Raw genomic sequence first — 22,615 nt, forward strand, 5'->3', positions numbered from 1 at the left:
CATATAATCTTTAAAACATGCCTATTTGTATCACTTCGCACTCAAAAGCAGTGCGTATTCCAGCTCACCCGATCAGCCCTTTACGTTTGTTAATCTCGGTGGTCTGATACAGCTAAAGCAAGCCATAGGACTTTGATTACTCAGTGGCAGACCGTACCATTGAAATCGCGACACTTTAGCTCATGGTTGGCTGCCGGGAGGTGGTGAACGATAACTCCCAGTATTGAGCTCGTTCAGGATTTAGTTGACTTATCGAACAATTGAATAGTTACGCAAAACTCTCGTTCCCATGGTCCTCCGTGGGAATGTATATGGACTCCCCCTGTAACACAAGTGGTTTAAGATAATAAGAGTTTATGCAAGTGCACGTATATTCGGTTTCATCATGGGGCGCTACCCCGAACCTTTATGGCTAAATCCACTAACAAGGCTTCTAATCGCAGTCCAGGCATTTATTGCCTCATTCCCACACAGAGTTTGCCTTGTGTGCTGTGCTAACACTTTATCTTAATTACTTGCTATTACGCTGGTTTGTCGTTTGCTCCAAATTCAGCTTTACCTTATTTCAGTTAAGCTAACTTAAGCTGGTAAGGCTGTTTTGATTTCAATATGGCACACGCCATCCTGACTATCTTATTCGCTAGAGCAATAACGACTTTATTCACATGGTTTCTCTCTAACAGAGAGCGTATCCACTGACTAAGTGGATCAGTTTTATCTTTGACATGACTAACTACAGCTCGGGCACCATGAACGACAAGAGCTCTGAGATAACGATCTCCTCGCTTAGTAATGCCAAGGTTGATATTTCTACCTCCACTTCCTGTATGAGCAGGCACTAATCCAATGCTTGCGCTTGCATCCCTACCACACTTATAAGCCGATGCATTTCCTAACCTGGCATACAAAGCACTGCCTGAAATCCATGAAATACCCGGTAACGAGGCTAAAAGCTTACAATCTTCATTTTGTTTTGCCTGATTGGTAAGAGCTTGAGTGGCATCATCAATTTGGGTATCAAGCGCGAGCAACTGTTCTTTAAGATTATTTAGAATAAACCGAGCAGCATGGGTTAATTCATTTTCAGCATTTTCCAACTCAAACGGTAGCTGTTTTCTGAGCGAATTGATTCCTATGGGAAATTTGATGCCATATTCCATCGCAAGCCCCCGGATACGGTTAGCAAGCTGTGTTCGTTGCTTAATATAACCTTCCCGCAGTCTTAGTAAGCAGGCAAGATCTTGCTGTTCAACAGTTTTAACCGGAACGAAATGAATATCTGTCCGCTGACTGGCTTCATAAATAGCCAAAGCATCATTGGGATCATTTTTATTTCCCGAGCGATACTTAGCGGCGATCTGAGCAGGCACGAGTAAGACTTGATGTCCTGCCTGCTGGAACTTTCGACCCCAATAATGAGCCGTTGCACAAGCTTCCATACAAATAACAGCTTTGGGGTGCTTAGCCACCATTGAAATTAACTTTGATTGAGATACTTTTTGATTAGATGAAAGCTTTCCGTGCTTATTAATTATCGCAACTTGAATAACAGTCTTAGCAAGGTCGATAGAAATAGTGATATTCTTGTTCATGGCATGGGCTCCTTTTTAGTTGACACTCTTACCTTAGCCGATATTTTCGACGAAGGTGAGGGAGTCCATGCCATTGCATATCAGACTCAAAGTTACCAGCCGGGGTATAAGTTGTCACTGGACTTATTTTCTCTACTTTTAGTGCCTTACGTGAATACCTTTAGCCGTGGTATGCATTCCCACGCTGGAGCATGGGAACGAGAGGGTAGTGACTAATTTAACAATATTATTGCATAAATAAAGCGTGCCATTTCAAATGGCAGCGCTCGTTTTTGTCCAGTTCCGTGCATCTCAGCCATCATTGAGAGCAGGTGGCCTATGACGTTCTACAATACAAGAAGTTATCTGAAAACGACTTACACCGGATCGCCACCCTCAAACAATAATAAGCAAGCAGTAAAACAGCTTGAAAGACAACCCACTATTCCTTCACTAACACGCCTTATCTGAGTAATTTTCAGGCTGCTCTGGTGCTCACTATTTAAACTATATGGCACTCTAGAAGCAGTCAAATCAGAAATGGTCAGACAAAACGGATTAGAACTACGTTTATATGTTCATAAAGGCAACAGTGCTGCAATTAAAGCATATGAAAAAGCTGAGTTCTCAAAATCTGACTATGAAATAATGGTTTTAAACCAATGAGCATCTGACTACTAAATCTCTACTACGTTCTCTCCTGATAGTGATAAAATCTCCGCATCAGAATTACCGAGAAACTCTATGTTTATCCATCATGTTAACGGCATCGACTGGCTGGTGATTACAGCTTTTGAAGAACTGAAAACAATATTTATCGAAGAAGCTGGTGCCATCCCCTTTTGCTTCTCTACCGCCAGCGAATTGAATCTGATTGATCAAGCCAAGCGAACTTATGGGTATTTGCCGACACTCAGCGGTGTAATCACCGATACTGGCACCTTTCAAAGCCAAGATAACGAAGAGGATTTGAACCCACAGCTTGCCTGCCTGGTTGAAGGCCGTGGTCGGGTGTTTATCTATCACGGCGGCTTTGTGGCTTTTGTGGATGACGAGCAAACCTTTATCACCCGAATGGACTGAAAATTATTCTGTACGGCGGATTGGCATCCAGAGAGCGCTCTACTTTGACTCGCTCTCTGGCATCAGCCCGAGCTGCGGTTAAATAACAACATTCAACACCAAAAAGAAAACCATACTCACCAGGGTCGTCATCAATACATTTCCGGTTTTCCAGATAAGGACGACTGCTGCTATCGCTGCCAGCAGATAAGGGTTATAACTCAGCAACGTCAGTTGACCGTGTGGAGCAAACACTATCGGGCTCCAGATAGCCGTTAGCACACAGGGGCTGGAATAACTTAAAAACCGCAACGCCTGCCCGTTGAGTTTCAGCGGAACCCTTGGTTCCAGGAACAGATAACGGCTGAGAAATACGATAGCTGTCATTGCCAGTATGGATACCATATTCATGCGCTCTCTCCTTCAATCTGTATTGGAGTATCTGTTTTACTGACTGCGAACCTTTCGCAAAAATAACCGCTGACCATTCCCATAATGGACGCAAGCATTAACCCGCCTTCAACATTATTTATTGCCAGACACACAGATGAAACCATGGAAACCAACACTGCAACCAGAACCGGCTTTGTTTTGATTAAAGGAAATACCAGAGCAATAAACATGGCAGCAACAGCAAAGTCCAGCCCGATATCATTCAGCGAAGGGATCTGGCTTCCTGCAATAACCCCGACAAAGCTGGCCAGATTCCAGAGAAGATAAAACGACCCTCCGGCTCCGGCGGCAAACCAGCGGTTAAACTCCTTATCAGACTGACTGCTACAGATAGCAAACAGTTCGTCGGTCAGCCAGAAACCGAGGATCAGACGCCAGCGTACCGGCAGAGATCTGATTTTCTCGCGCATTGATACGCTGTACAGAAAGTGACGTGAAGTGATAAACAGAGTCGTCAGCAGCATGGTGCCCAGCCCGACTCCGGCTTTAAACAATCCTGCCGCGACCAGCTGAGCAGACCCGGCAAAAAGAATAGCTGACATCGCCTGGGCTTCCAGCATATTCAGACCTGCGTCAATCGCGTAGGAGCCGGCGAGAATTCCCCAGGGTACAACCGCGACAGATAAAGGCAACCCGGCAATTATCCCCTGCCACAGCATCGCCCTTCTGCTGCTTTTTTTATTAACCTCACAATCCATTTTTTTCTCCTGTTTTTCTGTTCAATCTAGAAAAGAAAACCAGCAGTGGATTGTACAAATTTGCTCAGAGCCGCTTTACGTACTGGCCTGGTGTATAGCCGTTGGCTTTTTTGAAGTGGCGGTGGAAATGGCTTTGGTCATGAAAGCCACACTCCTGCGCAGTATCAGAAATGGAGTGCCCCTCTTTAAGCAGCTTTCTCGCCATGCGAAGACGTGACTGTATCTGATAGGCATGTGGTGGCAGGCCAAACTCTTTCTGAAAAGAACGTACCAGATGGTAAGGGCTGAGTGCAGCCAGTCTGGCCAGCTCATCCAGTGACACATCCGCCTGAGGAAAATCATCCAGAAACTCTTTAACCAAAAGCAGCTGTCTCTGCGTCTTTCCCTGCAAATCCGGATTCAGTCTGGACCTTGCATGTTTACCGATTAACTTAACTAAGGTGCCGTAGATAAGGGTTTCACGCAGCAGACGGTTATCGGAATTTTCCAGAGTGTTGAAAACCAGACGAAGCTGATTCCCCAATTCAGGGTCAGCAACCACAGCTTCAGGAAAATAAGGCGCACCATATTTCGGAAGATTTAAATCTTTTGTGATTTGTTCCAGTTGCTCAGGCAAAGGGTACATAGCGCGATAGGACCATCCCCCTTCGGTTGCAGAGTGGCCACTGTGTACCTCGTCAGCATTAACCAGAATGATCGTATCCTGTGGCGCAACATGATGCCCGCCGGTTCGGTAAAACCGCTGAGCACCATTATCGATAACCCCTATGGTATAGCCTTCATGACTGTGACGGGAAAAGTTCTGTTTATCATACTTGGCACTAAGAATTTCAAGGCCACCCAGCTCGTCGGTGATCTTGTAATCAGCTTTCTCTTTGATTTTTGCATTCTTAGTCATGGGGGTTCCGGTACAAAATAGCGCTCTGCAACCAGTCTAGCCTACAGGGTAAATAATTTTTTGTACAAAATTGCTCTATCTGGAACAGGTATGATCTAATTAAACATTTGCAGTTGCCAGTAGCCGACACTCAGCCACTTATCAAACTTATAACCGACATTACTGAACTCTCCGGCTTTTTTAAAGCCAAGGCTCTCATGTAAGGCAACGCTGTTTGGGTTTGGCTGGGTAATAACGCTAAGAACATTGCGAATGGAAAGATCCCGCAGTTTATCCAGCAGTTGCTGGTAGAGTTCGGCTCCGAAGCCCTGCCCTGCAGCTTCAGAGGTGAGGTAAACCGAGGTTTCCACTGTATAACGATAAGCGGTTCTTTGATTCCAGACAGAAGCGTAGGCGTAACCTAAAATAGAATCGCCCAGTTCAAATACCAGCCAGGGCAAGCCGGACTGTTGAACCTTTTCAATTCTCTGCTCCATCTCCTGGGCAGAAACAGGGTGCTCTTCAAATGTTGCTGTCGTGTTTTGAACGTAATGGTTGTAGATATCCGCTATCTTCTTAGCATCGTCTTCCGTGACTTCTCTAATCATAAGTATCCAAATTTTTCCTAAACTGGAGCAGAAGACTACCCCAATTTCACCAGAATGTTAAATCTGATGGCTTACAGCTCTTCTTCCTCTTCATCAACTTCTTTGCCTTCAACCATTCTTCGGCAATGAATGGTGTACTGGTCAAAAGAAAAGACAGCAGCATTATGCTCCCGCTTGGTAAGAACAGTCTCATCGCCAAACTGAATCGTCACACGGGTATACACCTTTTCCCTGGCAGCCACCGTATTTTCCTTCAGAAGGCGTTTTAGCTCAGACTCAGCCCAGTCAATTTTCTCTTTTGCTTTTGCAATGGCTTCATTGTTCTGCTGCTTCAGAGATTCGATTTCAGCTAAGCCTTCAGGCGTTCTCTCTTCCTTGGGCTTTTTCTTATACTCCATTTCCTGACGAACAACGTTCATGGTTTTAGTCTGAACGTCTTTGTAACGATTTCTCAGTTCAGCCAGCCCGGTTTTGTACTTATTAAAGCGGACAAAAGGCTGAATAAAGGTCGCAGTATCACCTTCAACACCAAGATAAACACACTTAACACCACCACCCACTTTCGCAGCACCACCACTCAAGGTCCCTTTCTTCTCGGAAGGGTCCATCACTGTCAGGTTTCCGCTGCACATAATGGTGTTATTCAGGCTGTGCAACTCCATATTGATATCGCCCATGGCCTGAAGAAAAGCAAACTGTGCGTATTTAGTATTGATGCTGCCGTTGGTTTTGACGGTGCAGGATTTCTCTTCACCTTCATCAACTGCAGGGCCAATGATTCCCTGGCCGACGGTAATATCTTCCTGAGCCTGCACATCGGCTGACTCAATAAAACCACCAACGGTAATGGAACCCGTCGCTCTTACAATCATGCCCGGCTCAATATTACCTGTGATAATAATGCTGCCTTTAAACTTAACATGACCAGTGGAGACATCGATATTTTTCAGGCAAAGCGCCGGGTCCACATCAACGGTATTTTCCCGGATAATTGGCATACCAGATATATCAGCACGAAGCAGATTCGGATCTTCTGAATCGTATACAGTGCCCTTACCTTGTTTCAAAACCTTGTCTTTCCCTGGTGTGGGAAGAATGGGCGCTCCTGTGACCGTGTAGCCGGGAGTACCTCTTGTGGCGGGAATGCGCTTTAAAACCAGTTCACCTTTTTCGACTGCGATAGTTTCACCCAGGTCGCGCATATCGACCTGTTCGGTTTTTTCGTTGGTTTCCTGAGGACGGAGCACCCGCTCGTTCACATCTTCAACCAGTGGGATAAACTGAACATCTTTACCATTTTTAGCTCTGAGGCCAGCCGCTACCGGCTGGGTAAAGGTTTCACCGGGACCAAGCTCTGCGCTCATCTGCATAACCTTTTTCAGCGCATTTTTGTTTATCCCTTTAGCCACTTTATGCTCAGCCAGTAAGGCCAGAATATCAGGTCCGTTAAGTCCTCTACCCCCATACGCACCGGTAACAGAAATGGTCGCCAACAAGTCGTGATCTTCAAACAGAACTTCAGCCTCGGCGTTTCGTTTATACGCAACAACAATACCGTCATAGGCTTTTTTCTTCTTTTCACGTGCAGAGTTGACGAACAGAGTCACTGCATCCTGATCAAGATAAAAGCTTTGAACATCAAGCTCTTCAAGAACACGAAGCAGTCCGTCTGAACTAAATGTCGGCCCAACTTCTTCTTGCGGAGGAAGTTGTGCAATGACACTGTTCTCATCATCACTTAGTCTTGTTAGCTCTTTCCACATCTGAATATTTAATCCGTTTTTAGCACCAAAAGCAGTCTATCTAAATTATGAAACTTTTTGTGAAACTTTACGCAAAAGTAGGTCTTACGTCACTTTTCACTTTACAGTGTAAATTCTACTGCTGATTTACACTGTAAATAGTAAGCTATCACTCAATTTTACACTGTAAATTCAGATAGTTTATTAGTTCACTCTTTAGAAAAGTCTCTGCCTGCTTTTTACCGGTAAAGCCAAATAAGTGACACACATCCGGCCATGATTGCCGTTGCAGTACTTTAGCAATGAACATAGGGTGAACAGGCAAAGCTTTGTCAATGACACGAACGCTGACAAATTCATAGAGATCATAAAACGCACTTTCATAGCTCACCACACCGGAACTATAGCCTTGCAATAGTTCGGTTCGATAGGCAGAGCTTACCTCTCCCGTATCTTTAGAGTTTCCTAATAATTGTAAAATTAGCTCAGATTCCGTATTTACAAAAGTTTCAGGTAATAATAACAACAGGTTTCGCGCAAAACGGCGGTGTAACTCACCAATCCAGTCATTTGAGTCATCTTTTTTCACCATGAGAATTGAGTGTGTTCCACTCGCAGGGTCGCGTTTTGCTCCCAGCCTTAACGGCACAAAGTGGTTACTCCGCCAGAATGAAAACAGCTCAGAGGTAACACCAAAGCTGGTGGCGATATAGTCAAAATCGATTTCCTGCAAAAGAGAAAGCTGTTCCAACGCTTTTGAACCAATCCCTTTTCCCTGCAAACCAGGGTGAACCGCAATCCGCATTACCCGCAGACATTTCATCTCAATGGCTTTTGGCGTGCAGAGTTGAGTTGCAATTGTCGTCGCGACCAGATGTCCCTGAGGTCGTCTTTTCCCGGACAAAACGCCCTCAGCAAGTACTCTGTCCATCCCCCCTTCCCTGAGTACTAACAGGCAGCCAACAATCTCTGAATTTAGTTGAACCGTGATTAGGTGGGTATCCGGGTCCTGAAGAAGATGAATTAAATCGTTTGGCGATGTTTGATAATGAGCGCTGACTAAAAGAGCAAAACAGCGCCTGAGAAGAGAACTATCCGTTCTTAGTTGTTCATGGCTGACCAGATTCAGGCTAACCGCCTCAGCATCAGCGATAGAACCAGGAACAGTGTTTGGCATATCATCCAGATCAGCATCCAGCAAAAAGGTCTTAAATAACCACTGCTCCAGCGGATCATTTTTGCTCCAGCGAATAGGCTGATTTAGATGCTCTCTTTTCCAGCCCGGCCTGTTACGATTCAGCCAGTCAAAAAATTTGATAGTAAAACCACGCCCGCATCCTTCATAACCGTGTACCGTTGTGGAAAACACAATGCGGTGGTAATTCCCGACCAGAGAGATCAGCATAGGAACAGGTATTGCTGACGCTTCATCAACAAAAAGAATATCGCAATCAGGTTTACTTCTTAGCAGCTCATCAGGCGAGATAAACTGAATTTCCGAACAAGAAGTTTGCAGCCGGTTTTTATCGCTGAATGTAATTTCCGCGAGCTTCTGCTTTGCGTGAGAAAACAGAGGGTCAACTGCTTTACGGGCCGGAGCTGTCACCAGAATTTTTGTGCTTCTCTGCTGCATTAATTGCGCAGCTGCCAGGCCAAGGGCTGCGCTCTTGCCGCGACCTCTGTCCGCAGTAATAACCAATGGTCGTTTCCGGTGTCCGTTCAACACTTTTGCGATGGCTTCGATAGCTGAGTTCTGGTCCTCAAACCGGTTTTCATCAGAACTAACAGGCTCCTTTTTTGGCAGCTCAGGCGGCAAAGTTTCAGCAGAAAGACAAAACAGATCCGAGAAACTTTGTTTAAACCAGGAGTGCCTGAGCAACCCGGAAGAAGAGAGAATAAACATAATCCCTCCACCAACCAGAGCTCCGGTCGCAGCCGTAAAGCTGTTTGCATCAAAGCCATCTAAATCATCATAGATTAAAGTTTGTCGCTCACACCCTAAAAGCTGCTGGCCCTGTTTATAGGAAAGTTGCTGCACTTCTCCAACTGCTTCGCCTCCAATCTTTGTAACAAGGGATTGTTCTTTATCAGTGAGGTAGTTGTTCAGAAGCTGAAATTTCCAGTCAATCTCCCCTTCCATAACAACAGCAAATCTGTGATTTGCCTTCCCGGCTAACAGGTTTAATTTATTGAGGAAATCTGAGTGGAGCTGCATACCGTTAATCCCGTAATGTGAGTTAACGGAATAGTACAATAGAGTCTGAATTATTGGCATAAAAAAACCGCCAGCGGCGGTTTTTTCTAATCAGTGCTTTGCTACAGAGAAAAGATTTATTGCATCTTAGACTCAATAAAAGCCAGGATCTCATCTACCATTCCATCATCCACTTTCTTCAGGTTGATGGCCAGACTGGTGCCTTTTCTGGTGTAACTTGCTCTGCCTTTTATCAGATCCTTTTTGTTAGATACCGGCTTTTTAGCGGGCGCAACTTCGCTAATCCACTGCTCGATATGCTCGGAAACTTCTTTAGTCAACCGCGCGATACCCTGAGCTTCGCTTTCTTCCCACACAGACTTGCCTTCTGTGCGGCATTTATTAAGTACAGCTTCACGGCCTTCATCAGAAAGTTCGCTAAAATGCTTATGCAATTTCACGATAGTCGGACGGCCGATATCCACCACATTCGGGTAAGCCTGCAAAAGCTCAAGCGGCAAAGAGGCCGCCTTTAACGCGCCACTAACCAGAGCTTCACTGCACTGGAACATCTGTGCCAGCGCTTTTTGGTCTTCCGCTTCGCCACTATCCAGCTTAGCCTGCATCTCTTTGCCACGCTCATAAAGCGACAGAGGCTTATGCGCATTCGCGACATCAGACAGGAATTTTGCATGCTCAGAATTGATATTCTCTGCGACATAAATCAGAAAATCTTTCTGTGCAAGAATGCAGGACATTCTTCGGCGACTGCCGTCAAGCACCTCGACTTTTCCGTCTTCGCTCTTGCGACCCACCGCAGGATACTGCTGTCCGCGTTCGCGAAGTGTAACCAGTACATCAGAAAGAGCGTGTTCATTTAAAAATGACTGCTCACGAGCATTCTCTTCAAACACTATGGTTGTTGATTCAACTTCGCTTGCCGGGATCCGGACAAGTTCAAACTCAACCACTTCCTGCCCTGCTACCGCCAGCTCAATAACCTGAGCCTTGTCTTTGGCTGCAGTCTGAGCTTCCTGAGGGGTTGTCGCTCTTCTTTTGTTTGCTTTACCGAATAACTTAGCATTTAATTCAGAAGTCTTAATTGCTGCCATTTATCCTTTACTCCTGATTTAATGAAGACCAATTGCTATGAAGCACACGTTCTAATTCTAGCGCACTTTTCTGAACAGCATCTTGCGCTGTCTGCAGTGTCTTCTTACCACCTTCAAAATCACCGATCGTCAGATCAAACACTGTGCTGTAAGTATCGGCACAGGTTTCAAACGCCCTACTCCTCGGTATTGTCGCCATCATAACCTGATCATTTAGCAGGTAATTCATTTCAGTCAGGACTGAAACCTGCTTCTTGTTGTCATCTTCAAACATGGTTGGCATCAGACGAACAAATTCAAGCCCTTTCCAGTCTTCCGGGAACATCTCATAAACCGTTGGCAGATGCTGGAAAAAGTTAACCGTAGAAGCCCAGTCCAGACGCTTAGCCGCACATGGAATAAGCAGTGCATTTGATGCATACATAGCGTTCCACACCAGTGGGTCAACGTGCGGACCGGTATCAATCATGATGATATCAAAATCGTCTGCGATTTGATCAATCAACTTCTCTTTAAGCAGACAAACAATATCCAGTGACTGATTTTGAGACAGGTACTGCCAGGCTTCTGCGTTAAACATCGCATCTTCAGGGAAGGCAGAAATAGTTTTCAGGTTTGGATACTGTGTTGGAAGCAACACATTCTTTTCCAGAAACTCTTTATCAACCACCACATCTTCTGGCACATTATCCAGCATAATATCAACGGCAGAGTAAAGCGTATCATGCTCTTCGATGCTGATCTGAGGGTTTAAAAACAGGCGTAAAGAGCCCTGAGGATCTAAGTCAATCAGACAGATGCGGTAACGCTTATCAAGATTCAGAGCAAGACAGGCAGCCAGATGAACGGCTGTCATCGACTTACCGGTACCGCCTTTTTGGTTCTGAACATTAATCACCCACGGCTTGTTGCCTGAATTATTTTTACGTTCATGAAACTTAGGCACGCCAGCTGCGTCCATTAGCATGTGCGCTTCCGGCAATGATATCGAATAGTGATTCGCGTTATTCTTAGTAAACTGATGTCCGCCCTCTTCTAATTTATTGATTGCGTCATCCAGTTTTCGGCGTGTCAGCCCGGAACGAGTTTCCATCAATGCCTTTGACATTGGCGGAAAATGCTCATCACTTCTCTCTTCAAGTACAATCTCGATACGATCAGCCTGCACCTGTTTAGTCTGTTCTGCTAACTGGTAGAGGTTCTCTATCGTCTGCTCTCTTTTCATGGTCTGTTTCCGTTATCAGATTCAATGAAGTTATTGTACAGCAAATCAAAGCGATAACAATAAAAAGGTGAACATGCATTACTGTGTTACATCACAATAAAATTTATCCAGATATACAAAAAGCGGTCAATTGAGCATTTTTTAGCCCAAAAACACTCTAATATTTAGTAAGGAAAGAGTCTCAATATGCCACAGATTTAAAATGTTACCACGTCACTCATTTACAGTGTAAATAATCAATATTCCCGGAACAATAATAAAACACCGCTGAATTACGGCCTGTGTAAATTCTACTCTTCAATAAGCAACATTTGGCTAACAAACTAAGTTTATGCAAGCTAAGCATCAAATATATTACTCTGAATCCGATTTACGCTCTGGAAGAATGATCAAGGTACTACCTTGATCATTGTTTCGGAGTTTCCAGCTTTTCCGGAAGAATGATCAAGACGATTTACAGCTCGTTTTTTCATCAATCGCAGAATATCTAAGAAGATCAAAAGATCGGATCGATGATCAAGGCAATAATTCTTCGGAAGCATATATTTTATTGCCTCTGTTACGGCCAATGTCTTATGGAGTAAGGCATTGGTGTTTCTTTAACGGGAGAGAAGGGTTTAACCGCTATCCAATTTTACACTGTGACAGCCTTGATCATGCTTTCGGCTCGGGAGTAAAACCACGCTGGTTACGGCTGATTTACGATACTGGCGAACAATGGCATAAGAAAATAGCAGAATGGCTGGTTTACGGATAAATGAGTGCCTTGATCATGCTTTCGCAACCTGTAAATCACCTCCTTTCTGCTTAAATTTGTTTAATTTCAACTCTCAGGCTGTGGATAACCTGTGTTGTTATCATGATCATTTTTCCGAAAGCATGATGATCAAGTTTGCAGAGGTTACATGATCAACGTTTCGGAGATATTTGATCATCGTTCTGGACTTTCTATGATCATTCTTCCCGAATACACATGATCATGCTTTCGAGAACAAAAAAAAATACTTATTTTTATACAATGAGTTACGAGCAAGAGAAGGCCCAGATCATTAGATCACTTAATCAATATAGATCTATTTAATCAATAAGATCAGTTTTTAAAGGCAGCAATTTTTTCCTTTATTTATGATCTTATTTTCTTTACTCTTTTGGAACTATAGCAAGTTTACGGCTAATGAGAATTGGATCACGAATGAAATCAGATGAAAAGATACTGATCAAAGCACCACGCAGTCATAAAGATGGTCATTTATTTGAAGTATCAGAAAATGTAGTAGATTGGATTGAGCAGTACCAGCACTTTAAAGGTGTTACCAAAAGCATTATTGAGCTATTAAATCAGATTTCATTACGAGGCTTTAGCAGTAAAGATGGTTTTGTCTCCACAACGGAGCTTGTTGAGGCATCTGACCGTCATCTGACAAGAGCAGCCATTCAGCAAAGACTGAGGGCAGCGGTAAAGATTGGTCTGTTTACTCAAATCCCGGTGCGGTTTGAGGAAGGTCTTGCCGGCAAAACCATGCTGCATCGCTTTGTTAACCCGGCCCAGTTAGTTTCAGTTATGGGTGCAACCAGCTTAATGACTGAATCAAGTAAACGAACGGAGAAGCAGAAAAAGTCTAAAGCCCTGGCTCAGACTCAGGTAAACCGCCGCCTGTTAAACGAGTATGGCCTGCAAACACCGCCAGCGATGAAGGATGAGTCGGAGCAGTTTGTGGTCTCGCCTGCTTACTGGGCGGGCATTATTGATCAGGCGCTTGCTCCACCGAGAACCAGAAAAAATTATCAGAAATCCATGGTCTCGATCTCAGGATCCCGTGCCGTGATCGAAACAAGATCCTCGAAACATATTATGACGGTAGATGATCTGATGACGCTGTTTGCTCTGTTTACATTGACGGTGCAATACCATGAACATCATCAGGAGGATTACCAGATTAACGGGGTCCAGATCCCGAATAAAACCCCGTTGTATATCACCGATATCCTCTCTATGCGTGGCAAGAAGGACAGTGGCCCGGCCAGGGATTCCATCCGTGAAAGTATCGACCGTATTGAATATACGGACTTTCAGCTTCATGAACTGGCGGGCCGCTGGTTAAGTGAAAACATGCCGGAAGGGTTTAAGAGTGATCGTTTCCGTTTTCTTGCCCGGACCATTACAGGATCCGAAGAGGCGCCGTCGGAAGATGCAGCAGGTGAGATCCGGATCAAGCCAAATCTCTACATTCTGGTCTGGGAACCCTCGTTCTATGAAGAGCTGCTGACCAAAGATTACTTCTTCCTTTTCCCGCCGGAGATCCTGAAGCAGCATACATTGATCTTCCAGCTTTACTCCTATTTCAGAAGCCGTATGTCAAGAAGGCTGACCGACAGCCTGCTTCTGAGTGAGTTGAATCAAAAGCTTTCCCGGAACATTGAATGGCGCCGTTTTTCCAATGAGATGATCCGTGAGCTGAAAAAGTTATCGGAAGGGGAGGGGGGTGAAGATCATTTTACCGTTAATCTGTGGGGCTACCATCTGACGCTTACCGCTGAAGATACCAAAGGTAAGACCAAAGACTACCGGATGGACATTAAGTGTGACGTGGATGAAGTTGTTCGTTATTCCAGAGCAAGAACGACCAATGCCGGTAAGCGTAATATGGCGCCAACGCTGCCAAACCCGCTGCGCAACGAGATGCTTTCAAAGCAGAAGCTGGAAGAGCTGTCTGAAATTATTGATGGTGAGTTTGAGCCAATCCAGCGTAAGCAGGCTTCTCCGGGCGGGCGCCTTGGCAGAAGGGTCAAGCTGAGAAAGCACCTTGTTGAGATCAACGCGGATGAGCTGACTATCACCCTGTCTAAGTATACCTCTCCAGAGGCTCTGGAACGCAGTATAACGGCTCTTTCTGCAATGACCGGGCATCCGCACTCTTCAATCCAGAATGAGTGTCAGGAGCTCTTAGAGAAGCTGGATTGGCTTAGAGTAGGCGAGCAGGTGGTTTCCTACGAAACTCTGAGCCGGACTGTCGAGTTGTACAACAGCCAGGCTCAAAGCAAACATCTGTCTATCGAAAGGCTGATTTCCGGTTTAGCGGTACGGAAGAAAATCTGTAAGCAAGTTTTTGAAGGTCATATCGATGAGGAAGTATTCCGCGCCATTGAAGATGTGGCGGTGGGGAATTAGTTCTGAAACAAACAAAATCCTGACACTTTACTGACATTGGTTCTCCAGCCCGTGTCTAAACTTAAAAACGAATAGACAACCTTTTGTCCTTTCTAATGAAATTGATAGATTGGCTCATATTGTTTAAATTCATAAGGTTATGGATTTTTAGCGAGGTGCAAACCTCGCTATTTTTTTGCCTGAATGAAAGTGATGCTGAGATACCAATCCCTTGATCATCGTTCCGCTTCTTTGCCTGTATTTCACTTAAACCTGCCGAGTGTTAGTTCCGGGATACCTGCTATTGCTCCGGTTTCTTTTCACTAAAAACACGGAACGATGATCAAGTGTAATTTATGCAACCCTTGATCATCGTTCCGTCAGAGCGGTTGTTTATAACAAAGCGCAATGCTACCGGCGAATGGGCTATAGTTAAAATGAGAACAGGGAAAATCCTGAAATTTTGTGCGGTCAGGCTTATCGTAGGGAGAGTGAGCCAGGAAAAAAATGAGAGGTCAGTCAATCAATTTTTGAGGGGGTAATCTTTTGAGAATATAGTCGAAATTGAGACTGTGCAATTACATAACTGATAAATTTATAAGTCATATATCAGAAACCGTGAACAGCTCACATTCCTGATCGATTTTGCTTAACAAGGATTTTGCCCTTTGCTACATAAAACTTGTCCCTGACATGGTTTTTATCGGAGGTGTATATGTCCATTAATTCTATAGACCATGATGAAATGAGAAACATTGCATCGAGTTGGGAACTCAAGGAAGAAGATTCCAAGCAGTCAGTAAAAAGAGTTAAATCAGCAGAAGCTCGCCGTCGGATTGAGATGTTGAGAGAGATAAAAGAGAGTGGTTTAACTTTAGAGGAAGCTGAGGAATTAGGCTTGCTACATCACTGACTGCACTTCACATGCAAACGATGTAAGGGCGATATTCAATATCGCCCTTACTTTTTTGTGTTATATTCTTGCCTAATTTCATATCGCCCTGAGAATTTCATTCATGTCCATTAATTTGTCACTGCTGCCTCCTGAAGAAAAAAACAGGATAGAACTTGATAAACAAGCCTCTTTTCTGGTCTGGAAACTGAAAGAAGCAAAGGCTGGTCCCGATGAACTGATTACTGAAGCGGACAAGATCCGTAACGAATCTGAGAAAGAGTTCTTCGAACAGGCGATTGAAAAATATAAAAGGATAATGGGAGTTGCCTGAACAATTGAATTGAGGCACTTTTTTGTTAAAATCCATTCGTTAAGTTGAATCAGAGAGAACATCCCAATGGGAAGAAGTTTTGAAGTGCGCAAAGCCTCTATGGCGAAAACACAAGGCGCAAAAATTAAGGTTTATTCCAAATACGGTAAAGAAATTTATATGTCTGCTAAGAATGGTGGTGCCGATCCTGACACTAACCTTTCTCTAAAGCACTTGATTGCAAAAGCTAAAAAAGATCAGGTGCCAAGTCATGTAATCGATAAGGCTCTTGACAAAGCAACCGGTGGCGGTGGTGAAGATTATCAGCCAGCCCGCTACGAAGGTTTCGGCCCGGGTGGCGCAAGCGTAATCGTTGACTGTCTGACAGACAACGGCAACCGTACCTTCCAGGACGTTCGTCAGTGCTTTGTTAAAACAGGCGCTAAGATCGGCAGCCCTGGCGCGGTAGCTCACATGTTTGACCATCAGGCGGTATTCCAGTTTAAAGGCGACGATGAAGAAGCTGTACTGGAAGCGCTGATGATGCAGGATGTTGATGTAGCTGACATCGAGCTTGAAGACGGTGTTATCACTGTATTTGCTCCGCATACTGAGTTCTTTAAAGCGAAAACGGCTCTGGGTGAAGAGTTCCCTGATGTCACGCTTGATGTTGAAGAGATCACTTTCGTTCCTCAGACCAATACTCCGGTAGCTGGCGAGGATGCAGAGAAGTTCCAGAAGTTCCTTGATCTTCTGGATGAGTGTGATGACGTACAGCAGGTTTATCACAACGCAGAGCTATAATTCTTAGCTGTCGCAGACTAGATACAAAGCCGGGCCATGTGTCCGGTTTTTTTATGCCTGCTGTTCAGGTAAAGTTGAAGAAATTGCTGTGACTCAAAATAACAAGGAAATCAGAATGAAAGTAAGTTTTGTTGGACTGGGTGTTATGGGATATCCGATGGCCGGACACCTGCAAAAAGCCGGGTTTGATGTGACTGTGTATAACCGGACTCAGGCTAAAGCTGAGCAGTGGGTACAGGAGTATGGCGGCAATATGGCTGAAACTGTTCCTGAGTGCGTTCAGGAGGCCGATATAGTGTTAACTTGTGTCGGTAATGATGACGATGTCAGAAGCGTCACTACGGGCCCTGCAGGCGCCTTGACGGCGATGAAGCCGGGAAGCATTCTTATCGACCATACGACGACTTCTGCGAAATTGGCTGAAGAGTTGCAGCAGGCGTGCCTGAACAGAGAAGTACGTTTTATGGATGCCCCGGTTTCCGGTGGACAGGCGGGTGCTGAGAACGGCGTGCTGACCATTATGTGCGGTGGCGATGATTTTGATTTTGAGCTGATGCAGGATGTGTTCAACTGCTACGGAAGATCTTCGGTTCTGATGGGCCGGGTAGGGCAGGGACAGAGAGCCAAAATGGTGAATCAGATCTGTATTGCCGGTGTTTTAACCGGGCTTTCAGAAGGTCTGATCCTGGCTGAGAAGTCAGGGCTGGATATCTCCACTCTGGTTGACTGCCTGAAAAACGGTGCTGCCGGATCCTGGCAGATGGAAAACCGCGCTGTCACCATGTCGGAAGATAAGTACGATTTCGGTTTTGCTATCGACTGGATGATCAAGGATCTGGGCTTCTGCCTGGATGAAGCCGAGAGACAATCTGTTCGTCTGCCATTAACGGAAAAAACGGCGCAGTCCTATAAAGAGCTCTCAGCAGAAGGGCTGGGTAGAATGGATACTTCCGTGCTTATGAAAGCGATCCAGAGAGAGGCTGAGTGATTTCGCTTTTGGAGTCATTCCCGCGGAGGCGGGAATGACTTCATTTAAGTCGATCCGTATCTTGTTACCAGATTTACACTGTAAAGCGTTTAACCAGATCATGCAGCTCACTGGCTTTGCCTGTTAATTGCTGACTGCTGGTGCGGTTTTCGTTAGCCAGTCCTGCTGACTGCTGACTTTGATCGGATATCACCACAATGCGCTGTGAGATTTCCTGTCCCACCTGTGTCTGCTGCTCCGTTGCTGTGGCTATCAGAGAGTTCATATCCATGATAACCCTGATGGATTCCTGAATCTTATCCAGCGCCTGAGTTGCTGCGTTGGCTTCTTCAACGGTTTTCACGCTGCGGTTCTGGCTGACATCCATGGTCTGAACGGCGGCATCTGAAGCCGATTTTAGCTGTTCGATCATTTCATGGATTTCCAGTGTACTTTCCTGAGTTCTGCTGGCCAGTTTTCTTACCTCATCGGCAACCACTGCAAAACCACGGCCCTGTTCCCCTGCTCGGGCGGCTTCAATCGCTGCGTTAAGTGCCAGCAGGTTTGTCTGTTCTGCGATGTCTTCGATTACGGTCAGTGATGAGGAGATATTCTGTACATCGCCTTCAAGCCGCGAGACCACTTCGTTTGCTTTTGCCACATCGGAAGCAAGATCCTGAACGGAAGATGCGGCTTTCAGAACGATATCCATGGCATCACTGGTATTGTTTTCCACATCCGTTGCCGCTTGTGCCGCCTGAACGGCATTACTGGAGATTTCATTAGCGGTGGTGGTCATTTCCGTCATGGCAGTGGCAACCTGCTCGGTTTCCTGGCTTTGCTCACTTGCCAGTGCATCCACCTGCGTTGCCCGGCCTGCCATGTTTTCGGTTTCACTTACTACGTCATGACTCACATTGCTGACGCTGGAAATAATGTTCTGAAGGCTGGCAACAAAGCTATTAAAGTCATTGCCCAGCGTTTTAAATTCTGGCGTCTTAAAGTCTTCCATTCTGGCGGTAAGATCGGCATCTCCACTGGCAAAGGATGAGATGGAGTCTTTAAAGCGCTTAAGAGGTGTCATAATGCTTTGGTTGATGGCGATGGCAAAAATGGCAACAATAATCACAACAACCAGAGTGACAGTGGCGATACTCCAAATGCTGTCAGCCAGATTTGATTTCGCATCCTGCTCAATTTTAGAAAGGGTTACCTCTATATCATCGATATAGAAACCTGTACCAATGATGATATCCCACTGAGGTTCATAGATAGAGTAGCTAAGCTTTGGAAGTGGTTCGTCACTGCCGGGTTTAGGGAAGTAGTAGGTGGTATAACCGCCACCATTTTTGGCTTTTTTCACGATATCCTGGATCAGAAGAAGCCCTTTTTTGTCTTTCAGATTCCAGAAGTTTTCTCCAATTCCTTTTTTACTCTGCCCCAGCAGGACGCGAACACCCTTTGAGTCGTAACCATACAGATAACCATTTTTACCAAATTTGATATTGGATAGCTCTTCAATCACTTCTTCCCGGGAAGCATTTCGTTCCTTAAACGTTTTAAGTGCGCTATCAGCAATCTCGATAAAATAATGAAGCTGCTCTCTTTTTTCATTCATGAGCATTTCATTTACACGTTCTGCCTGTACTTCGGTACTTTTTAGCATCTCGGAGTAAGCGAGGTAGATCATACTTAGCGAAAGTATGATTAGGGGGGCAATAGCTAGAATATACAGCCTTGCTCTGATGGTCAGATTCATAACACTCATCCTGCACTAATCTATTTATCATTATACCAATCCCAGTAATTATCTGTTCATCCTTGCTTGTCAAAACCGCTGAACAGCTAATTACTGGTATTGGTATTAGTTCTGTTTTGGGAAAATGGTCAATGTGACCGCGTACTATTATCGGTATGTTTTAATTATTTACTTTAGATAATAGATTTGCCAATAAAACTCTGTCCGCATATTGAGAAAAATATATACAAATTCTCAATAAGTCAGTGATCTGCATCAACTGGTGGATTTTTGTTCTCTGATTTTTCAGATGAGTATATGAGCCTGGTTTAGTGCGCTTTTATTCCAAATTTACGCAGTTCTTTTGGCAGGATTTCATCAAGATTTTCAATGTCTTGTTCATCAAGTTGAATAAGGTTCAGGTGATGTGTCTGATAAACGGTGGTTTTTTCTGACTTCACTTTTTCAGAAACCGGACCGGTATCTGTTCCCCAATACTGGATATAAACTTTTCCCGCTGGCAGGTAAAAATCGCTGTAAACCTCTTCAGCAATAGGCAGTTTTCTTTCATAGGCGTGAACCAGACCTGCCATATACAGCCAGTTATCAATAAGTAGTTCGCCCTTTGAGCGCACATAATGGCCATCCGCCGTTCTGTGCTTGGCCTGGAATTTCTGCCTGAAGCTGGAGAAAGACTTATCTGTAGAAAGGGAATCTGAATCCGTTCCCTGAAACTCCCTGACGGAGTTTTTCAGGTTCTGATTCTTTAAAACGGTATCGTGCCAGACGGTATAGTATGACTCGTTATTTTTACTGAACTTCTGCTCGCCACCGGCTTTCAGGCCCAGTTCGGTGATATGCCAGCCGTCCTCTTCTCTGTTTATCCAGCCCAGCTCGTTCAGTAGCTGGTTAATCTTTTTGGCATTCAGGTTTAACACTTCTCCAAGCTGAGTCGCCGAGTAGTGCTTTCCGGCACTTATTGCAGTATCAATCAGCAGGTTCTGAGGCCACACAATAAACTGGCCATATTTGGAATGATTAACGTATTCGCCACCGAACTTTTCACCTAAGTCAGTCAGTACCCACTTATCTTCATGTCTCACTATATAGCCGAACTTAGCAAGCTCTGAGAAGAGTGCTTTCGGTTCTGTTTGTTTTAACTTTGCCAGCGCGGTTGTGGATACTTTCTCAGTCATAGTTGCGGGTATTGTCAGTTAGGTTTGTTATTAGGTTAACTTAATTTTTTGCTTTTTTGAAAGGGAATGCTCCTGGCTGATTTGATGTTTGCTGATGATTTTACAGTGTAAATAGGGGGGCTGGAAAATTCGTAGTCTGCTAACCATACTTATACCGAGGATGAAATTGTGTGTAATGATGAATTGGATGGGAGTTTGTTATGAAGAATGAACTTGATCCGGGCAAAGTACTAAGAGCTTATGAATTAATTATGGATCGCGGTACTCCGACAGAGCATGGAAAGTTTTATGAGGGCCTTGAGGCTTTCTCTGATTACGATGGTTACAACGTATTTATGCGTGGTAATGGTGTTGAACTGAAAGTAGGGTTCCACAACACTTATCATCTTGAATATGATCAGGAGCATTTGCGTGACAGCTTCCTGAAAAAAGTAGAAGCACTTAACAAGTAAGCACTTCTTATTCGTTTTTATGATTCCCGCATTTAAGCGGGAATCTGTTTTTCTAGTAAAACATGGCGTAGTTAAGCATCAGATGCACACCTATGCTGACGGCGTAGCCAAAGCCGATTACCGGCGTCCATCTCAGGTGCCCGAAGAAGGTATACTTGCCGTGCGCCGCGCCCATCAGCGCCACGCCGGCTGCCGAGCCGATAGATAGCATGCTGCCGCCAACCCCGGCGGTCAGTGTCACCAATAACCAGTTACCCATAGACATGTCCGGGCTCATGGTTAATACCGCAAACATCACGGGAATGTTATCAACAATTGCGGAAAGAATGCCCACCACAACATTGGCCCAGATTGGGTCCCACTGGGTGTACATTACATTGGAAACCAGTTCCAGATAGCCAAGCAGACTTAAACCGCCCACACACATTACCACGCCATAGAAGAAGAGCAGGGTGTCCCACTCCGCATGCGATACCCGTTTAAATACATCAAAGGGGACGACTGAGCCTAAACGCTGCAATGCCGCTTCATCGTGTGTTGCCACAGCCCGTGCCCGTTTTTTCGCTAATGAAGCGGGCAGGGTTTTGACCAGAAAGAAGCCAAAAAACTGCAGATAGGCCAGTCCCATCATCATGCCGATAACCGGAGGGAAGTGAAGAACGCCATGGAAGCCAACCGCCGTCATTATGGTTAGTAAAAACAGTCCGACAATTCTTTTGGCACCTCGCTTTAGTTCTATATATTCATTTGTGGCTTCAGGGCTCTCATTAGGGATAAAGAAAGACATGATAAGCGCAGGTACCAGGTAATTGATCACAGAAGGGAGGAACAGGTGCAGAAACTGGGAGAAACTCACTAATCCGGCCTGCCAGACCATAAGCGTGGTTATATCTCCAAACGGGCTAAATGCCCCCCCCGCATTTGCGGCAACTACAATATTCACGCAGGCAAGGTTAATAAATTTGGTATGGTTTCCGCCAACTTTCAGTACCACAGCGCACATAAGCAGAGCGGTTGTCAGGTTATCGGCAATAGGGGAGATAAAGAATGAGAGAAAGCCGGTTAACCAAAACAGAGTCCGGAAGTTGAACCCCCTGCCCACCATCCAGGCTCTGAGGTAGTCAAACAGCCTTCGCTCTTCCATGGCGTTTATGTAGGTCATGGCAACAAGCAGGAACAGCATTAGTTCGGCATATTCCAGCAGGTTGTGCTCTATGGCGGCATGGGCCACTTCCATCTGGCCATGCTGTTGATAGACATAGCCGATCATTATCCAGATAAGTCCGGCTGCCAGTAATACGGGTTTGGACTTTTTTAGCTTGAGGAATTCTTCACCCATCACAAGCGCATAGGCAATCACAAAAATAGCCAGTGATGCGTATCCGACATCTGACGTTGTCAGCCCTGCTATGGGATGCCCGTAGGATGTTGCAAATACGGGTAGTGAAACCACAGAGAGAAGAAAAGAGTATAGGGTCCTTTTTATTATCATTGCTATCTCAGCTCCTTATCAGATGTTGGTTTATTAACATCGTGTTCAGGTCTTTGAATACCATAGAAGCA

At 45.0% G+C, this 22,615-nt stretch carries 19 protein-coding genes; 7 read left to right on the forward strand and 12 right to left on the reverse strand.

The features are described 5' to 3' along the window. Window positions 1-569 precede the first annotated feature (569 nt). Window positions 570-1,592: an IS110 family transposase gene (locus L3Q72_RS20195; protein WP_275129409.1), complete on the reverse strand. Its 1,023-nt coding sequence runs from the start codon at window positions 1,590-1,592 to the stop codon at window positions 570-572. Window positions 1,593-2,315: 723 nt separating this feature from the next. Between L3Q72_RS20195 and L3Q72_RS20200 the strand changes: the two genes are divergently transcribed. Further along, window positions 2,316-2,654, forward strand: coding sequence for a cytosolic protein (locus L3Q72_RS20200; protein WP_265698078.1), 339 nt, complete (start codon window positions 2,316-2,318; stop codon window positions 2,652-2,654). 78 nt (window positions 2,655-2,732) lie between these two features. Here L3Q72_RS20200 and L3Q72_RS20205 read toward each other — a convergent pair whose 3' ends face one another. From L3Q72_RS20205 to L3Q72_RS20240, 8 genes are all read right to left on the reverse strand, one after another. Further along, window positions 2,733-3,044: an AzlD domain-containing protein gene (locus tag L3Q72_RS20205; RefSeq protein WP_275132351.1), complete on the reverse strand. Its 312-nt coding sequence runs from the start codon at window positions 3,042-3,044 to the stop codon at window positions 2,733-2,735. Further along, window positions 3,041-3,784, reverse strand: coding sequence for an AzlC family ABC transporter permease (locus L3Q72_RS20210; RefSeq protein WP_275132352.1), 744 nt, complete (start codon window positions 3,782-3,784; stop codon window positions 3,041-3,043). Before L3Q72_RS20210 ends, L3Q72_RS20205 begins: the two co-directional genes overlap by 4 nt. A 64-nt stretch (window positions 3,785-3,848) precedes the next feature. Next, complete coding sequence (locus tag L3Q72_RS20215) at window positions 3,849-4,682, reverse strand: AraC family transcriptional regulator (RefSeq protein WP_275132353.1); 834 nt, start codon at window positions 4,680-4,682, stop codon at window positions 3,849-3,851. 95 nt (window positions 4,683-4,777) lie between these two features. Next, on the reverse strand, window positions 4,778-5,269 hold the full coding sequence (locus L3Q72_RS20220; protein WP_275132354.1) for a GNAT family N-acetyltransferase: 492 nt from the start codon (window positions 5,267-5,269) through the stop codon (window positions 4,778-4,780). Window positions 5,270-5,340: 71 nt separating this feature from the next. Further along, on the reverse strand, window positions 5,341-7,032 hold the full coding sequence (locus L3Q72_RS20225; protein WP_275132355.1) for a FapA family protein: 1,692 nt from the start codon (window positions 7,030-7,032) through the stop codon (window positions 5,341-5,343). A gap of 148 nt (window positions 7,033-7,180) precedes the next feature. Next, complete coding sequence (locus L3Q72_RS20230; protein WP_275132356.1) at window positions 7,181-9,226, reverse strand: GNAT family N-acetyltransferase; 2,046 nt, start codon at window positions 9,224-9,226, stop codon at window positions 7,181-7,183. Between the two features lie 116 nt (window positions 9,227-9,342). Continuing rightward, window positions 9,343-10,317, reverse strand: coding sequence for a ParB/RepB/Spo0J family partition protein (locus tag L3Q72_RS20235; RefSeq protein WP_275132357.1), 975 nt, complete (start codon window positions 10,315-10,317; stop codon window positions 9,343-9,345). A 7-nt stretch (window positions 10,318-10,324) separates the two neighbouring features. After that, window positions 10,325-11,542 (reverse strand): ParA family protein, encoded by a 1,218-nt coding sequence (locus L3Q72_RS20240; RefSeq protein WP_275132358.1) that lies wholly within the window; start codon window positions 11,540-11,542, stop codon window positions 10,325-10,327. A 1,192-nt stretch (window positions 11,543-12,734) separates the two neighbouring features. On the opposite strand from L3Q72_RS20240, the gene L3Q72_RS20245 reads away from it, so the two are divergent. The 5 genes from L3Q72_RS20245 to L3Q72_RS20265 all read left to right on the forward strand — a co-directional run bounded on the left by L3Q72_RS20245 (window position 12,735) and on the right by L3Q72_RS20265 (window position 17,687). Then, a complete protein-coding gene (locus L3Q72_RS20245) occupies window positions 12,735-14,711 on the forward strand; it encodes a replication initiator protein RctB domain-containing protein (RefSeq protein ID WP_275132359.1) in 1,977 nt (658 codons plus the stop codon). A gap of 694 nt (window positions 14,712-15,405) precedes the next feature. Continuing rightward, window positions 15,406-15,603 (forward strand): hypothetical protein, encoded by a 198-nt coding sequence (locus tag L3Q72_RS20250; protein WP_275132360.1) that lies wholly within the window; start codon window positions 15,406-15,408, stop codon window positions 15,601-15,603. A 103-nt stretch (window positions 15,604-15,706) separates the two neighbouring features. Further along, window positions 15,707-15,916, forward strand: a complete 210-nt coding sequence (locus tag L3Q72_RS20255) for a DUF3283 family protein (RefSeq protein ID WP_275132361.1) — start codon at window positions 15,707-15,709, stop codon at window positions 15,914-15,916. Window positions 15,917-15,982: 66 nt separating this feature from the next. After that, a complete protein-coding gene (locus tag L3Q72_RS20260) occupies window positions 15,983-16,699 on the forward strand; it encodes a YebC/PmpR family DNA-binding transcriptional regulator (RefSeq protein WP_275132362.1) in 717 nt (238 codons plus the stop codon). Between the two features lie 115 nt (window positions 16,700-16,814). Beyond that, on the forward strand, window positions 16,815-17,687 hold the full coding sequence (locus tag L3Q72_RS20265; protein ID WP_275132363.1) for an NAD(P)-dependent oxidoreductase: 873 nt from the start codon (window positions 16,815-16,817) through the stop codon (window positions 17,685-17,687). A gap of 73 nt (window positions 17,688-17,760) precedes the next feature. On the opposite strand, the gene L3Q72_RS20270 is transcribed toward L3Q72_RS20265, so the two are convergent. Beyond that, window positions 17,761-19,425, reverse strand: coding sequence for a methyl-accepting chemotaxis protein (locus L3Q72_RS20270; protein WP_275132364.1), 1,665 nt, complete (start codon window positions 19,423-19,425; stop codon window positions 17,761-17,763). A 308-nt stretch (window positions 19,426-19,733) separates the two neighbouring features. Next, entirely contained in the window at window positions 19,734-20,600 is an 867-nt protein-coding gene (locus L3Q72_RS20275; RefSeq protein ID WP_275132365.1) for a glycerol kinase, read from the reverse strand. A gap of 200 nt (window positions 20,601-20,800) precedes the next feature. On the opposite strand from L3Q72_RS20275, the gene L3Q72_RS20280 reads away from it, so the two are divergent. Further along, window positions 20,801-21,052 (forward strand): DUF3081 domain-containing protein, encoded by a 252-nt coding sequence (locus L3Q72_RS20280; protein ID WP_275132366.1) that lies wholly within the window; start codon window positions 20,801-20,803, stop codon window positions 21,050-21,052. 52 nt (window positions 21,053-21,104) lie between these two features. On the opposite strand, the gene nhaD is transcribed toward L3Q72_RS20280, so the two are convergent. Continuing rightward, window positions 21,105-22,544: a sodium:proton antiporter NhaD gene (nhaD, locus tag L3Q72_RS20285; protein WP_275132367.1), complete on the reverse strand. Its 1,440-nt coding sequence runs from the start codon at window positions 22,542-22,544 to the stop codon at window positions 21,105-21,107. Window positions 22,545-22,615 lie beyond the last annotated feature (71 nt).

The organism is Vibrio sp. JC009, from assembly GCF_029016485.1.
GTDB lineage: Bacteria > Pseudomonadota > Gammaproteobacteria > Enterobacterales > Vibrionaceae > Vibrio.